This window comes from Petrimonas sp., assembly GCF_963921705.1.
Taxonomy (GTDB): Bacteria; Bacteroidota; Bacteroidia; order Bacteroidales; family Dysgonomonadaceae; genus Petrimonas; species Petrimonas sulfuriphila.
Window position 1 is genome coordinate 1,004,782 of record NZ_OY997410.1, and the last position, 15,473, is coordinate 1,020,254.

The window sequence follows — 15,473 nt, forward strand, 5'->3', positions numbered from 1 at the left end:
AATAGTGGATTCCATGCAGGAACCGGATTAAACCGAAGTAGGTGGGACTCTCTGGTGTCGGTTTAATAAAACCAACAACTATTAATTGTTTATTTTCATTGGAGTATCTTTTTAATTCGAATGCAAAAGTATGAACAATAGTTGAATATGCCAAATTGCCTGTGTCGACCTTTATATGAATTTACACAATCCTTGATTTCCGGGTGTCTTTTTAACAAAAACCAATTCTTCCTGTAGCGTGTCATGTAAGACTAAGTCTTGATACTGAGGAAAAATGTACACAAAAACTTGAATATTTTGAAGAATCCAACTATGTTTGCAGAGGAAAACATTAGATAGAAGACGTGAGTTGTTATGAGCAGAGGATTTGTCAAAGAAAGCGATCAGGAAGAGATTCCGATAGTACCCCCCCGGGCTTATTTACCGGAAGGAACAACAAATTATGTAACCCGGGAGGGACTGGATGAACTGTTGGCCGAAAGAGAGGAACTTATCAATGAGAAAGAAAATCTGAACAAAGCCGATGAAAATGAGAAACGAATAGTGCAGAACCATATTAATGCAAAATTGTATCTGTTGAACCACAGAATCGACACCGCCATAATAGTTAATTTAGACGAACAGCCTCAAGATGAAATAAGGTTCGGTGCACGGGTAACTCTCAAAATGGAAGAAACCGGGAGAATCAAAACTTTTCAAATAGTGGGTGTTGATGAAGCTGATGTTTCCAAAGGAAAAATCTCCTTTATATCGCCTTTGGCCAATGCATTGACGAATAAAAAAGAGGGAGACAAAGTTGTTTTAAAACGAGACAAGAAAGATATCGTTTATGAAATTATAAGCATAGCCTATACCTAAGAGCGAATTGTGCGTCCTAAGAGATAAGATAATATGACTCTATTCAACGTTGTCTGATCCTATTTTTTTGTAAGGTGCAAAGAAATAGAATCAGAATAATGAATAGTCAGTTCGGTTACTTTAATTTTTTATAACTCAATGCCCCTGAAGGACAAAGATTTATTTGATTCATTAATTCTTCGGATGTTGCATTACCGATTTTAATCCAGGGTCTTTCTTGTAGATGATAAACCTTAGGTAGTGTTTTAACACAAATACCGGAATGAATACATTTCTCCGATTCCCAAATGATGGTAATTTCTTCGTTTGAATATTCTTTTTTTGACATATTGATTAAGAAACTATTTTGAATTTTCATTTCTTTAAAATAGCCCGCTATTATGCGTGAGCTGAAAATCCAGATCCATCCAGAAATAGGCATAAAACAGGGCATGAAAAATATTAAAACAGTTTCTGAGTTTAAAATGAAGTAGAATTATACGCTATGCTTAATAAATGTTCCGTTATCTAATTCTTTAAAAGCTTGATCCAGTTCTTCATTGGTATTCATCACAATTGGGCCACCCCATGCTACAGGTTCTTTCAACGGCTTGGCCGCCAACAGAACAAACCTGGCACCCTGATTTCCTGAACGGACTTCTACAGAATTGTATATGTCACTGTCTTTATCGCTTGAAGTAAATAAAACAGCGCATGATTTATTCTCAAATTGAGACAGGTTGTTGTCAACGGCAAGGTTGCCGTCCAATAAATAGATGAACAGCGTTTGGTCATTCGGAGTTTCGTCGTAAGTCCATGTGCTGCTGGGAGCCAGATCAATATCTAGATATTTAACCTTTACATATTTGCCTTCGAAGACACCGCTTTTGCCCTTGTAAGTGCCGGCTAGGATTCTCACTACGGCGTTTTCTTCTTCCACAAGGGTAACTTTTTCTTGCGTGATATCACCGTATGCCGGAATGGTCATTTTATCTCTGGCAGGCAAATTTACCCAAAGCTGGCACCCAAGCATTCTTTCAGATTCTTTAGGCATTTCCTGATGTATAATGCCTGAACCTGCTGTCATCCATTGGCATTCCAGATCGTGGATCGTGCCTTTATTTCCAAGACTGTCGCCATGTTCAACCTTGCCCTTAATTAGATAAGTAATGGTCTCAATACCTCTGTGTGGATGCCAGGGAAACCCTTTAATGTAGTCTTTCGGATCTTCGGAATCAAAGCCGTCAAGCATTAAAAATGGGTCAAAATCTACAATGTTTACTGGTCCCAACACACGGCGCAGATGAACTCCGGCGCCATCGACAGCATTCTGTCCTCTAATAATTTGATTTGCTTTTCTTTTGTTCATAATAGGACATCTTTAATTTCATTTACCTTATTAAATACACTCTTTGCAAACGGACAGTTTTATACTGTCTTGCATAATGATCCATATTCATTACACTACATGATACAATTGGGTCATTAGACTCCTGTAAATGTAATAAAAATCTATTCCGTTTGCTAATAATAGGCTCCAAAAGATAAAAATAATGCAATAACTATATAACCTATTGTACATAAGTGTTATAAGGTTTCTTTATTTGGTGAAACTTAGAGGTTATGTACACACATCTCCTTTAAATAGTTACTAATATGTGTAAAGATAGTGAGATAATCCTTATCTTCCACCAAAGTGCCAATTGCATTACAGAAGAAATTTCATTAAATCCCAGTGAAGGGCTATCAGTAATGAAAATTTCTATTTAACCTTATTTTAATACGACTAACCCAGAATAATAGTAAAAAATAAAAAAGATATCAGAAAAATAACTAAACTTGCAGGCTGTATTTCTATACTATAGACATCACAATTGTTGCCTGACATGAGTTTCAGGTAGTAACCGGAGAAACATGTATATTCATTTAAATAGGGGAATTAAATATAAGAAATTATTTGGATTATAATGATATATAAAAAACAACAAAATGAGAATCATAAAATTTGTAACCATTGGACTACTAATTGCAGGAGCAACTTCCTTTTCAGGATGCAATAAAGAAGATGAGGCTAAAGATAAAGATGAGGATAACCCTCATAATTCTGATCTAATTGGCTCCTGGAATATTACTTCAGATGGAAACGTCATCCCGTGGGGTATTGCAGTCGACGGTAATGGGAATGTATATATCTCGGAACTCATGGGAAACAGAATAGGCAAATATGCTTCTACGGGAACATTAATTACAACATGGGGGACTTTTGGGATCAATAACGGACAGTTCAGTTGGCCCAAATATATAGCAGTTGATGGAGATAATAATATATACGTAGCTGATGAGAAAAATCTAAGGATACAAAAGTTTAATTCAGCAGGCTTATATGTAACAAAGTGGGAAGTAGATTTTGCAGGGACTATTGCTGTAGATAAGTTAAATAAATGGGTTTATACTGTTGATGTATCAAATGTATTACAGAAATTTGATCTGTCAGGCAATTTCATGATGCAATGGGGCGGTACAGGAACTGGAGATGGGCAACTCATGTTAAGCAATCAGAATGACCTATCCAATCAAGGTATGAATGGTCAGATGGCTGTTGATAAAGCAGGCAATATCTATGTGGTTGACAACATGAATTTCAGAATACAAAAGTTTTCGTCTAGTGGCGCTTATATAATGAAATGGGGCAGTAAAGGAAATGGTGGCGGTCAATTTCTTTTTCCCTGCGGAATTGCAATTGATAGTGCAAATGGTTTCGTTTATGTAGCTGATAATAGCACACAAAATGGGGGGGCCGGTAATATTGCACGCATTGAAAAATTTGATTTAATGGGAAAATTTATTAAACAATGGATTGTAACCGATGATTCTGATAAAAGTCAAGTTATGGCCCTTGCAGTTGATAAAGATGGAAACGTTCTTTCGATACGGGGTTCTCGAGTATTTAAATATGCTTTTAAAGGTATAGGCAGTTAGACCGCTGTTCATAAATTATTTGTCCTATACCAATAGATACGTACACTTATTGGTCTTTTGTCTTTTCTTGTTCATCCAGATTTCCCCTTTCTTCCAGGTCTTTCATTGCATCGTACAATGAAAGTTTAAGTGTTCCAATGTAGCTGTTAATTTTTTTGCATTAATAGAACTGCCGGGGACAAGATCGTTTTTACTATCCTACTTTTCACGATGAATCGTTACCTTTGCAGTGTACGGTTATTTGATATATTTACCTGTTTTAACGCCATTTGATACATAGCTATAATGTTAAAAAGGTGTACATCCATATAGATGAGAGAAATATTCCCGATTTGGCACCTCAATATATCAAATAACTCGTTTTATTCTGTATCAATAATCTACTTTTTTTAAACTTTCCAGTCCTTCCAGAACTACTGTCTGTATCAGTTAAATTCAGTGTTATATCCTATATCCAATCTCTGTTGGTTAATACATTTTAGAAAACAACTAATGTTTTAAGGGTTAATAATTATCTTGTTTTTCTTGTTTTCTTCAAAGCAAAGATAGCGATGTTTTTCTTAGAATTAACCCCATTTCCCCGGAAGAGATATAATTATTCTTATGAGTGATCGTAAATATTGTCGAATAATCTCCATCCTGTACATCTAACTTTTCTTTTTTCTGTATATAAATGGGACTTAGTTGTACAATAGAGTGCATCTATTCTTTGCAGGTATTGGACCTTACGTTGGATGGTGCAACTTGGCTATGCTTTGTTTGAAGCATTGGCTCGTGGGGCTTTGACAATGTGTGTGGTTGTGAAGCGTTGGCATTAGTTCATCATTAAAAGTTCTCTGTTGTATCCCTTGATGTATTCCCAATCTTTGGCATGAAACGAATTGGCTACATCTGAGAGTGGTGGTGCATCGTAGAAGGCAAGGATTGCCTTATCGAACTCACCAATGTTTATTTGTTTCGTGTGGTTTACAACAGCAAAGAGTTTCAGAATATCTGCCACTTGTTCTTTGGATATTGTGGCTTTGTTTAGTTGCTCGTAGCTGGTTTTGGTAATTGGTTCAATGATGTGGAAGTCTGATAGTGTTTTTAGGAAAGCTCTGGTAGAACGCTTCACAATCTCTGAGTCACCGAAAGATTCTGTCATTTTCTTGGTGAGGGCAGTAGAACTGATTTCTTGGGAAGCATCAAAGATTTGGAAATAGGTTTTGGTGAAAGACTTCAAAATATCATAGTGCATGATGAACATGGCCATGTAAATGGGCTTCATGTACTCATAATCATGCTGCTTGCTTAATTGGATGAGTATGTTGTCTTCAATGGTGGATTTGCTTTCCTGAAAACTGTAAATGAAGGTTCTGAACAATACTGTTCTTGTTTTTCTTCTTCCGTCTTTTCCTGTTAATTCAGTAGCAATATCATTGTAGGCATCATAGAACTCTTCGGGTTTTCTTCCCGGTTCTACCATGCGGAGTGATTTGTATATCCACTCTGGTTTTAGTGGTCTGTCGTATCCTAACATCAATTCAATTTTATAAAGGGAACTATCATCTCTTCTAGGGTGATGCCCCCATGATTAACTTCAATTTTGTCTTTGTATGTAAACATGGTTCTGCCTTCAGGTAGGACCACTTTTTTATCGTTCTCGAATGGAATGTTGATTTGTTCCATATCCAACAATTCCGAATTGTCTGCCTGAATAATGACTGCTCTTTTGGCAAAACCATCGATCAGGTATTTTTCTATGCGCTTGCCATTTCCTTTGGCTACTATGGAGCCATGATCTGAGCAGAGGTAAACGGCATAGCCTTCTTCTTTGAGCAACTGAATGTCTTGCTTGATACTGCTTTTCTGCATGTAGTCTTTGGCTGCATTCAGGTATGGGGTTTTGTCTTCTACTCCTGGTGGAAACTGAACGGCATGTGCCAATTCATCAAAGAAGTTGTAGAGAATAGAAACCACATCATAACCAATCAGCTTGTCTGCTGTGATTGTATCGCTCTCGGTTAAATAGGTGGAATGTTGTGGAATAAAGTTGTTGGCTAATGCTTTGGCTTCTGCGAGTCTGCCCGGTGCTTTGTGATTGTACACTTCTCGCTTGCCTTCATAAATGGCCATGCGCGAAATGCTGGTTACCGAAGGTAACATGGCAAAAACAGCTTTTTCTTCTAAGTCTGCTTCATATAATTCCAAATGCGCTTTGAGTAGGTTCCATTCCGTAAAGCCCATGCAGTCTAAACAGAGAAGGGCAATCTTCTCGTATTTATTGGCTTTTAGATGGGGAGTGATTTTATCTACTGATAATGGGCGTTTTGGGGTGGAAGTATAGAAGACTTGTTCCATGCCATTTTGCATAAAAAAGGGCTTGCTCCACAGGTCTATCTTTTCATAGACTTCTTGCTCTATGGCTGTGCCATTGGTATAACTCAAATAGTTAAGTTGCCCCAATACCACACTGGCTTCTGTTAAAGTATTAATATTCGGTTCTTCCGCAACAAGTTGGTTGAGCTGTTCCAACAAAACACTGAATTGCTTATCAGACTGTATGCGATTGGCTTTAGCCAAGAGCGAATCAATATTGCTTTGGTTGACAGGTGTGTGTCTATCGGTAAGATAAGCCACTTCCAATAGCTGTATGACTTGCCCCGTAGCGTATTGATTTAATGCCTTGTAAGCATCTCCATTGATTGGCAGGTCTTTGAAGCGGAAAGATTTAAACTCCCTATCGTTGCAGATGAATGCAGGTACTTTCTCAATAGTTGTGAGTATGATTTGTGGCTCAGGTTGATTGCTCAAAGGTAACATATTCGCTACAGTATGGCAAAGCTGAAAGCTGATACCATGTGTTTGCAGATAGCTTGTAAAGGCATCATGCAGTAATACGCCCGTATGGTCAGATATTACCTTTGGTTGACCATTATCAAGGCTTAAAGTGGTATGGATTGCATCTTGCCACAACATAGAACTTAAGCTAAACCTTCTGTTTGAATTTCTGCTGCTTCAACAAAGTCTGCCAACTCTCCATTGTTTTCTAAAATGTAAGGATGCAGCTTGGATGCAATGGTTAGAATATCCTTAAAACGCTTGTCTTTGTAGCAACGCTCAAATCCATAGGTAAGGGCTTCTTTCCGTACTTCTTTGATTTTCTTACGCTCGGTTTGTGCCTGAATAAGAATGGTCTCAAACTCTTTCCAAAGGTGCTTCTGACGCTTCTCGGTGATTTGATTGTGTTCTTCTTCTGACTTGGGTCTACGGTATAATCCGCCTTCAAACACAAAGTTTTCTTCTAATAAATCACGTAGCTCAGGCACCTGGTCATCTTGTATGTTGGCTAACTGGTTAAATGCTACCGATACATCAGAGAAGCTCTTGGGCTGGTTTAAAAAATTGTGCAACCAAACCAATGCAGACTTTTCATCAGTTACAAAAAGGAATAAGCCACCTGATTTGATTTCTTCAATCTCATTGAGCTTGGCGTATTTTTTATACTCGATGTAGGAATTGATTTGATCTGATGTAAACCAAAAACCATCTTCTTCTATGAAGTTTGAATTTAGTAGTTTGTAAAATGTTTTTGCGTCTTGATTGATTTCGTACCCATTCTGAATGTAATATGCAAGCATCTTTGAATAAAGCATTTTTTCAGTTCGCTCGATCGATGGCTTTATTTCCAATACTTGAAGAAAATTTCCCACAAATTCAGCTTCTAGGTTTTGACCACTTTGCAGAGCAAATTTTCTCTGAAAGTCTGAATCAGGCTTGAAGGCTGAAATAACGAGATCACTTTTTGTTGCTCCTGAAGCAGTTACTTGGTTGAATGAACCTTGCTTTTTATCTAAGACTGATACTTGAGATACAATGAATCCTGCCTTTGACATACCTTCTTGTATTGCATTCCATACTGAAGATTTTGAATTGTGAAATTCAACTGTAATCCATCTTTTGGGTTTTAGAACTCTAAAATACTCTTTGAAGGAATTAATCATTAGATCATAGTACTCAGGTAGATTTTTAATCTGAAACCTACTAATTACCGCTTCTGACTTGTTGTTGGTTGAAACCCTAAGCCATTGCTCCCAAATAAAATTTAATTCAGCATACATTAAATTATGGCCGAATGGAGGGTCTGTAAAAATGTAGTCAATAGAATTATCAGGTATTGGAAGATTAGTAGCTGAGTTTACACTTACCACAACTCCATCACTTATGATAGGTAAAGCCTTTTCAAAGTTTTTTATCTTATTCGAATATGCCTTAAAGGGATCTGCTTCGACATTCATTGATGCCAAATAAAATGTACCTGAAAATGGATTATAAGGAAATGAAACTTCGGGTCTATATCTATTCAGGATACTTAAGTTCACTAAATGAGTGCTAAACCAAATGTGATGTATTTTTTCTGTGCATTTACTTTTGATTGCACTTAATATGATTAAAAGTCGTTTTGTATACAATTCATGAAGATAGGTGACATGCTTATTGTGAAACTCTCGTAGTTTTTCACCATCTGGTATCTCGAATATTGGGATAGATTCTTTAAACGATAATTGATCGATTTGAGTTAAAATTTTAAGATCATTTTCATCTGGTCTTTTAGTGAATTTTTTACGGCCAATACTGTAGTGTACTCTAACGGGAACTTGCTTTCTTCTTGTAATAGTATTTCCTGTAACCTTGTCAATAACAGTTTCTGTTGCTAGTTTACAGTCTGATTTGGTTAAGTGAGCTCCGGTATGTGGACACTGGAAAGTTTTGGAAACACTGTTGTTATTGATATCAAAGGCTACATCAAAAAAAACAAATTCTTCATTTGAAAAAGGTGAGATCAAAACATCTGACCAAATCATTGAATCAAATCGAACTCTGGTCTTTTTTTCTCCATGAGTTGTCTCAAACATCCATCCATATTCGTCTTGAACTTCAGCTAAGATTCTGCTTGCTTCAATTTTAAATTTTAAAGGGTCGTATGGATTGTTGTAGTTATGAGCAATAAAAGAGGCTATAGTTGATAAATCAGAAAGAATACACTTTCTGTTTAGTTGAGAAGCAGCAACTCCTGTCATACCGGTTCCGCAAAATGCGTCAAGAACAATATCGCCTTCTTCAGTATAGTGCTCAATGTAATTCATGATTGCTTTATATGGCACTTTGGTGTGATAGGAATGAAGATTATAAATAGGTTCCCTTTTCCCTTCACTTACATCTCCCACAAATGGTTTCACAAAGTATTGGTCGTTGTTTTGGTCATATGCTTTCCCAAATTGACTAATAAAGTCTGAAATAAATGGGTTTGGACATGCCGTGTAATGGGGAGGATTAGATATAGCTATTATGTTATCATCAGTACCAATGGGATAACCTTCAATAGCCTTTAAGTCCGGCAGCTTTTTTCTTAGTTCTTCTTTATAATCCATATGTCTTACTCTTCAATTTTAAAGCGTACTTCTTTGCCTTTGTGGTCTTTTTCCAACTCGTCGTAGAGGTTAAAGAAGGCTTGCTGTATTTGGCTTAGGGTTACTAATTCGTTTTTCTTGAATACTCGGTTTACCAAGTCTTGCTGTTTCAGGCTTACCACTTCAATATCTACAAAGAGCTTGTTAATAGAAGCAATCAAACTGCAGTTGATGTCTCCCGGTAATTCTTCTTTAGCAATGATTTGCTCAATGACTTTTTTGTGCTCTGGTTGGATTTTGACCAATTCAAGCTGGTCTTTCTTCTTAATGACTTCCTGCACAATGGTCATTTCGTATTCATCAGCAATGGTAAGGAGTGTTGCAGTAACACCCGCAGCTTCTTTTTTAATGGATGAATAGTCTCGTTCTTGCTTTAGGAAATTGGAGTTTACATCAAATGGAATGTCGTACAGCCTTTCCACATCAACATCTTTGGCACATAGAGACGTTAAGCCTGTCCATTTCTGCACTTTGCCATCCAACTTCTGCGGTACGTTGCATTGAGCACTGGCTAATATCTGCGCTCGCTTGAAATTAGGGTCGGATGTGAAAGTGAGTAAAGGTTTCCAATCTACTTTATCGCCAATGGTATTACGTAATGCAGGATAGTAAAAGTCTTTCACATACTGGTCCTTGAAGCTGCTAATCTTTCCTTTAATGGGGAATCGCTCACTCAGATTATTGAACTTCTTGAAATCCTTCACGATGGCTTTGGTATTGTTATGCAAGGTTTCGAGCTTCTCATGCAGCCCTTTGTCTTCCAAATAGGTTTTGTTGTTCTCAATAATGGCAAGGGCTTGCTCCATGTATTCAATGCCTTTGTGGGTGCTTTCAAAGTACTCATGCAAGGCATCTTTCAGGTTGTGCATTTCACCAATCAGGTTAGAAATATCGCCCAACTTGCTTTCGTAGCTGCTGAGGGTATTGAATTTGGCGTGGTTGTTTATTTCCAATCCTGCCCAATCAATCGCTTTTATTTCATCAAACTTGGCTTTTACGCTATCTACATTTAGGTAACTGGTGCTTTTGGCTTCTAATCGCTGAATTAGTAAATCAATGTCCTTAATATCCTTAGCAATCTCAGCCACCTTTTTCTTGTACTCGGCAAATGCATCGTTGCGGTGCTTCTCCTGAAGCATCATGTTGCCATTTAGCCAAAGTGCATTGAGTAGGTTTTGAGCAAAGTCATAGGATAGGTCGTCTTTCTTGGTGGCATAGATGATGTTCTCAAACATGTTGAGACTTCTGAATTTCTCTTTGATGTTGGAGATGTCTAATTCATCGCCACCACGACCTTTCAAGGTGATTTTACCCAATGCGGTGAGCGCCACCAAGAAGAAATGAACCACTTGTGGTTCTAACCCATAAGGCTTGCCTGTAAACTGCTGAACAATCTCTTTTTCAATATCTACCACCTTGCCCTTTTTGGCATTGATGATGGACTGAATTTGGCTTACTACTTTATTTCCGTTCAGCTCCGGGTCGCCATTGGCGTTTATCAAATTGAGTGCTGAAAGGAAGTACTTAGCCCGTTGCGAAATGCTTCTGAAATTACCATTGGTGATTTCATCGGCTATTTGAGAAAGGGAATGCGTGATGTTACCTGATGATAGGATTTCAGCATACTTAGGATGCTCAGGATATTCTTTGTTGAAGCATTCATCAAATACCTTCTTCTTGAGTTCAGAGATAACTTCCGAAAGGTTGTTGTACTCTTTGCCAAGCGTTGATTTGATGCTGATTACATCACCATTGATACTGGTAGTTGCGTAGTTCTGAATCTGCTTGGTGATTTGGTATTTTACTCCTGGTACGGTAATGCCCTTTGGATCTCGGTAGCCGTTTATGCTATCGGATAGCTTACGTGACATTAAACTGGTTAGGATATTCTTGCTTATTAATGAGCGTATCGCCACAATACGCTTGATACGCTCAATGTTCTCCTGACTTCCAAACTGAATTTCAATGTTCAGTTGGTTGGGTGCATAGGTTGGTATCTTTTTTTTGCTGAATGGTGATTGGAATACAATTACATAATCAGCTGAATCTACTTCTTCAACTTCTTCACCCTTTCGGTTGAATATGATGAAGCCTTTTCGGAATGACTTAACCGATTGCCAAGTGGTTTCATCTTCAAAGATGTTAGGCAGGTTCTTGTGGTTGACAAGGTCTAGTATCTCTTTGAGTTGGTCAAAAACCACATCTTCCTGCTTGTCTTCATTACCACCAACAGCATTGATTTCATTATCGATTCGTTCTTCCGGGTCTTGTCCGTCAATAGCAGGGTCAAACTTGAAGTAGTCGTTTCCCGTTTGGTCATCTTTCACCACTTTCAAGTAGAAGCCATCTGTAGCATCACGTACTTTCTTCACAATTTGAGCTACACGGACGTGCGCTTCAAAAGTGTCGTTAGGGTGAATAATCATGAGCTTCTGTGCCAATTCTTTGGCCGTTGCACCGTTTTCGCCATTGCTCCAAAGCGAATAGACTGCAAGCCCTTTGATAATCTTGAAAGCATCATCATGGTATTTGCGCTCTAAGTTGGCTACAATCTTCTCCTTTACGATGTTCACCACTTTTACCAAATCATAGACTCCTTCAAGGTTTCTATTATTCGGGTTGTTGGCTAGAAGGTCATAAATACGGTCGAAGGTGAAGAAGTAGGGAAAAGTTTTAGCCACTACATGCTTCAATTCGCTTTGCGCAAATTGGATAATTCCCCTTTTTTCGAAATAAGGTAGCTCATGGAAAAGGTCTAATAAATCAGGTGTAAACGGGAACAGGTCAATGTACTCTTCCTGATTATTAGCCACCGTTTCAATCTTCTTGATGAAAGGTTTTAGCTCCGTTTCAATTTTGAGTTTCTGCTCTTTGCTTTTTGGTACAATCCTTTGAGAGATGACTTTCTTTACGGCTTCTCTACGAATGATGATGTTTTGGAATCGCTGACCAATACGAGCTTCATCAGCAGCGATATTGGCTAACCTTGGGCTGGAATAGATATCTTCCTGCATGGAAATAGCCAATACAATATCTTCATCCTGGCAAACTTGTGCTACTACTCGTAAGAACTGGAAGTCTCTCTTGATTTTGTATTCTTCCTTGGCTTGTAAGAAGTCTGAAACTTCATCTACTACTACCAAAAGTCCTTTGCTTGGGTCTTTCTCTTTTAGCAGTTGAATGATATTAGATAGGTGTTCTTTGATGTCAAGCGTTACACCATCTTCATATTTTGGAATCTCAATGTCATATTCTCTATTTACTTGCTTTTCAAGCTCTCTAAAGAAGAAGTAAGCAAGGTCAACATTAACAGGTTGAAGCTCGAACTGGACCGTAAAGAATTGGCGGGAAATAGTTTCGGCTGCTTTGCGAACAGCATTGTTTTTAATGAGTAAGCGAAGCGAAGGATTATTGATAATGCTCACCAAAAAGGCAATCAAGTGTGATTTACCACTACCATAGTTACCAATGATTTTAACTGCCTTGTGATTGGGCTTTTTGATGTTATCAATGAAATCCTTGATTTGTGTTTCAAGTCCTTCTGAAATGATGTAGCTAGAGATGAGTTCCTTTTGTAAGTCATCATGCTTTAGGTCGGTATCAATATCAACCACATCCTTTATTTCGGTGTAGTTGAAGAGTTTGCCTATTGCTCCATCAGGTAACTTGTCTTGCGATTGATACTGTCCATCCGGTTCAGCGACTATACCTGTGTAGTTGTCTTCAATATCTTCAATCTTGGTAATCAGAATGTCGTTTACATCTTTATCGTAATACTCATCACTTCCTACCTTACCATAAGAGATTCGATTGCTGATTACCTTTTCATCTTCTAAAAACAACACACTGCTTTTATTCCGTGAATTGTACTTGAATGCACCAACAGGAGAGATCTTGGTGAAAGCATCATGGTAAAGGATGCTGGCATTTAGCAGAATGAGTTTGTCGGGCTTGTTTGAAAACCACTCTTTAATATGTTGCCCAACATCATGACTGGGTTCATCCTTGGCTTCAAGCTCTGCAAAGATTGGTTGCAGTTCTGTTCCCACATCTACTTTGGTGTAGCCAACCGAGTCTAAGTAATTTATGATTTTTTCTCGCTTCGCACTGTTATTACCTACGACAGCCCACAATTTGAATCGTAGGCTGTTTGCGAGAGATAGGTATGTGTCAATGTGTTTTGATTCCTTCATTATCTATTTTATGTCTTTCTGTTCTACCAACAAATCTTTAACTTCAACATCAAGGATTTTGGCAATCTCATAAAGCACTTCAAGTCTTGGTTGTTGTCGGTTTTTAACATAGGCATTAACCATGTTGTAACTTTTTCCAAGCTTCTCCGCCAACCAAGTTTGTTTAATACCTTTCTCTTCAAGTACTTCCTTTATTCGGTTCATATCCGTATAAATTTAAGTTGCTAAAATAGCTCAAATTTTTCGTTTATCTCATTTTTCAATATACTTTTCGTTCGTTTCTGATAATAAAATTGTTTCACTAAATTTTGACTAATTCCGACAAATATCTGCCATCTGCGTGAAAATTCAGCATTTTCCTTCATATGTCAAAAGAAGGTATTTTTAGTAATTCACCTCCTTTTAAGGCTGATTGATGAGCTACAATTCCTGGAGCAGTCATTGCAATTGCTTGATAAATATCTACTTCAGGTGTCCGTTCTCTAACAATTGAATCAATAAATTCATGAGTAATAAAGGTATGTGAGCCTTCGTGACCGCTATCATAGCGTAATGATTCGGGTAACATTTCAGTTTTCCACCACTGCGGGGCAATAAATTCTTCAACCACATTTTCAGTTACGTTAAAACCACCTTCATCTTTAACTGTTTTTTCCCCAGCTTTAACCAAAACTGGACTTGACATTGATCCATGAGACATGAACAAGCTCATCTTGTCACCACGCCATTCACCGCGTTCAGTCCCCCTTAAAGCTCCTTTCCAATTAACTTCAATGTGAAAAGGCAATCTTTTACTTGTTCTAAAGAAAGCTGACTCATTCCAAAAAGGATTGTTGAACTGATTATCCTTAAGGATTGGGTCATTATCCCCCCAGCCTAAACAAGTAACCTCAGTTAGCCTTTCTTTTGTTAATCCAACTACAAAACTAGTGCAGTGTGTGGGATAAAGCATAGGAGGTAATCCATAGCGCCAGGTTTTTTTACCCTTTTCAATATATAAGGTTTCAAGCCCCGGATGATTATATTGAGCGGCATAACTCATAAGATTGCCAAAAGCACCATCTACGTATAATTTTTTTACTGAAATCATACTTTGTCTCCAAACGCTTGTTTCTGCCATCATGTATGTTAACCCTGTTTTCTTGACAGTATTCAATATGTCATCGCAATCCTCTAAAGTCATAGCAGCCGGTACTGCACATAAAACATGTTTTCCTGCTTTTAAGGATGCTATCACATGTTTTGCATGGTCGGGGGCGCCAGTAGCTATAAACACGGCGTCTATCTTAGGATCTCTGATGAGTGTTTCAAGAGAATCATAACTTTTTGAACATTTATATGTTTTCATTAAAGCACTTCTACGTTCAGGTCTAAGATCACTTACTGCTTCAACTATACAATCTGGATGTTCATGAAACTGAAATGACAAGCCAAAACTTCCTCCTATAATTCCAATTCTAACTTTCTTCTTTGGTTTTAATGAATTATTTTGAGAGGAATTGGAATTAGCTGTCAACGTCATTGCTGCTATACCTAAACCTGCTGTTTTTATAAACTTACGGCGAGTAAATTCCTTGTGATTAGAATAATTATTCATTTTCTTAATTTTTAATTCGTTGTGAATTTTTTTACTTTAAAAATACATTAGTGGACAGTAATGTAGCTTTATATACGATAAGTCATTTCTTTTAATTTTTCCCGGCATCTGAATTTCTTTTTTTATACCTTCTTCTCCTTATATAGAAAAACCGTAAAATCAGAAATCCCAATATCAGGGCCAAGTTTATAAGAATAATGTCGATAGTTATTATTGTTTGTAATCCCATGGTTTAAAAATCTAAGTTGTACAAATATATGTATTTTAATTCATATCCCAATCAGTTTAATAAAAAAACAGCTTGTTTATAGTCTCATTTTCAGTAATAAAGATAAACTCTATGGATAATCCGTTACTCCATATCATTTTTGAAGCATACCGGACGTACTTTTTTAAAAGCACCATCTTAGAATTGTG

Annotated in this window: 10 protein-coding genes; 2 read left to right on the top strand and 8 right to left on the bottom strand. The window is 37.4% G+C overall.

All coding sequences use genetic code 11. The annotated features are described in order from the left end of the window. Positions 1 to 354: 354 nt before the first annotated feature. Positions 355 to 858, top strand: coding sequence for a GreA/GreB family elongation factor (locus tag AACM02_RS04185; protein WP_339116149.1), 504 nt, complete (start codon positions 355 to 357; stop codon positions 856 to 858). A gap of 115 nt (positions 859 to 973) precedes the next feature. On the opposite strand, the gene AACM02_RS04190 is transcribed toward AACM02_RS04185, so the two are convergent. Together AACM02_RS04190 and AACM02_RS04195 are read right to left on the bottom strand one after the other, a co-directional pair. After that, positions 974 to 1,186: a (4Fe-4S)-binding protein gene (locus tag AACM02_RS04190; protein ID WP_339117429.1), complete on the bottom strand. Its 213-nt coding sequence runs from the start codon at positions 1,184 to 1,186 to the stop codon at positions 974 to 976. A gap of 147 nt (positions 1,187 to 1,333) precedes the next feature. Continuing rightward, a complete protein-coding gene (locus tag AACM02_RS04195; protein WP_339116150.1) occupies positions 1,334 to 2,206 on the bottom strand; it encodes a pirin family protein in 873 nt (290 codons plus the stop codon). Positions 2,207 to 2,826: 620 nt separating this feature from the next. On the opposite strand from AACM02_RS04195, the gene AACM02_RS04200 reads away from it, so the two are divergent. Continuing rightward, the gene (locus AACM02_RS04200; protein ID WP_332457122.1) at positions 2,827 to 3,816 is read left to right on the top strand and encodes a 6-bladed beta-propeller; all 990 of its coding nucleotides are present in this window, start codon (positions 2,827 to 2,829) and stop codon (positions 3,814 to 3,816) included. Positions 3,817 to 4,630: 814 nt separating this feature from the next. Here AACM02_RS04200 and AACM02_RS04205 read toward each other — a convergent pair. The 6 genes from AACM02_RS04205 to AACM02_RS04230 form a co-directional block, all read right to left on the bottom strand. Next, positions 4,631 to 5,335, bottom strand: coding sequence for a hypothetical protein (locus AACM02_RS04205; RefSeq protein WP_339116151.1), 705 nt, complete (start codon positions 5,333 to 5,335; stop codon positions 4,631 to 4,633). Beyond that, on the bottom strand, positions 5,335 to 6,774 hold the full coding sequence (locus AACM02_RS04210; RefSeq protein WP_339116152.1) for a PglZ domain-containing protein: 1,440 nt from the start codon (positions 6,772 to 6,774) through the stop codon (positions 5,335 to 5,337). Before AACM02_RS04210 ends, AACM02_RS04205 begins: the two co-directional genes overlap by 1 nt. Before the next feature lie 5 nt (positions 6,775 to 6,779). Then, positions 6,780 to 9,227 carry a DNA methyltransferase gene (locus tag AACM02_RS04215; RefSeq protein WP_339116153.1) on the bottom strand — a complete coding sequence of 816 codons (2,448 nt, stop codon included), beginning with the start codon at positions 9,225 to 9,227 and terminating at the stop codon, positions 6,780 to 6,782. 5 nt (positions 9,228 to 9,232) lie between these two features. After that, positions 9,233 to 13,459, bottom strand: a complete 4,227-nt coding sequence (locus AACM02_RS04220; protein WP_339116154.1) for a DUF6079 family protein — start codon at positions 13,457 to 13,459, stop codon at positions 9,233 to 9,235. 3 nt (positions 13,460 to 13,462) lie between these two features. Next, positions 13,463 to 13,663, bottom strand: coding sequence for a helix-turn-helix transcriptional regulator (locus AACM02_RS04225; RefSeq protein WP_339116155.1), 201 nt, complete (start codon positions 13,661 to 13,663; stop codon positions 13,463 to 13,465). 157 nt (positions 13,664 to 13,820) lie between these two features. After that, complete coding sequence (locus AACM02_RS04230; protein WP_339116156.1) at positions 13,821 to 15,056, bottom strand: Gfo/Idh/MocA family oxidoreductase; 1,236 nt, start codon at positions 15,054 to 15,056, stop codon at positions 13,821 to 13,823. Positions 15,057 to 15,473: the final 417 nt, after the last annotated feature.